This window comes from uncultured Roseovarius sp. (assembly GCF_947489715.1).
In the GTDB taxonomy this organism is placed as follows: domain Bacteria; phylum Pseudomonadota; class Alphaproteobacteria; order Rhodobacterales; family Rhodobacteraceae; genus Roseovarius.
Genome location: NZ_CANLER010000029.1, coordinates 1 through 1,143, shown reverse-complemented (window position 1 = coordinate 1,143; position 1,143 = coordinate 1). Strand labels below are relative to the sequence as shown.

Annotated in this window: 2 protein-coding genes; both read right to left on the bottom strand. The window is 55.8% G+C overall.

Translation table 11 applies throughout. The annotated features are described in order from the left end of the window. A partial coding sequence (locus tag Q1B27_RS24430) for a hypothetical protein (RefSeq protein ID WP_299852795.1) occupies window positions 1-201 on the bottom strand: 201 nt, incomplete at its 3' end. A gap of 54 nt (window positions 202-255) precedes the next feature. Next, on the bottom strand, window positions 256-1,143 hold an 888-nt coding region (locus tag Q1B27_RS24425; protein WP_299852792.1), incomplete at its 5' end, for an IS110 family transposase.

Here is a 1,143-nt window from a genome sequence, read left to right as displayed (position 1 = left end):
CTTCTCTAATTGGGCGATTGGGTCAAGCTCATTTTCCTTGTTTTTCGCAGGTCCATTGTCACTCATCCGGGTCACGCTTCTCTTCGCAGTCTTATTGATGCCGTGATGGCACCGCTGCATGCATGTGTCGGATTGGCAGTGGAGAGCCTTGCTTTGGGACGCGCTTCTCGTTGCGCAGCAGCCATATTCGGCTTCATCCACGAACCTCGTCCGGTGAGGACGACCCCGTTCGGTTTTGGTGTTGGGCGGTTCAGATCATGCTGTGCCCTCCACCTTCACCGGACGGAACTCGGTGCCATCTGTCCACATGCGGTGGAGCAGAACAGCCAGTTTGCGCGCAACAGCGACGACAGCGCGACGTCGGCCTTTGGTACGCATCAGGCGCATCCCCCAGGATTTGATTTGTGATCCAGCCATCGTGCGCATCAACAATGCATTAGCTGCGGCATATAGGGTTGATCGCACATCTCGATCTCCCGCTCGGGATATTCGACCTGGGTTGTCATGCTCGCCCGACTGATATCGTCGTGGCGTCAGGCCGAAGTGCGCACCAACGGTGCGAGAGCTTTTGAAGCGGGCAGGATCATCGACGGCCGCCTTAAAAGTGAGTGCCGCGATTGGCCCAACACCAGGCACAGTCATCATCCGCAAACAGACTTCATCATGCCTGGCTGCCCGTTTGACCCGCCGGTCCAGGTCGAGAAAGTTTTTGTATATCTCAAGTCGTGCGTCCAACAGCGGCAACATTGCATGTGCCAATACATCGTCGGCTTCGATCAATGGGCGCACGACGCCATCGAAACTGCCATGCTGGACAGTCTTGGGCAGGCGCAGCCCGAAGATCTTCAAGAGACCTCGAACCTCGTTGGCAAGATCAATCGTTTTGTTGAGCAAGGCTTTGCGACAGCTCAACAGCACACGCGTGCCATGTGCCTCTCTGCTCTTCATATGAACCGGGCTGAACCAGCCAGTTCTCAAGATCTGAGCAATCCCGCGAGCGTCATTCTTGTCCGTCTTGTTTCGCATCGCCGACAATGCGGCATTTACCTGCCGGGCTTCCATGCAAACAACGTCAAAGCCATCGTCCGTTAGCCCATAAAACAGATGCTGGCTCATTGTGCCCGCTTCAAACCCGATCCGAAC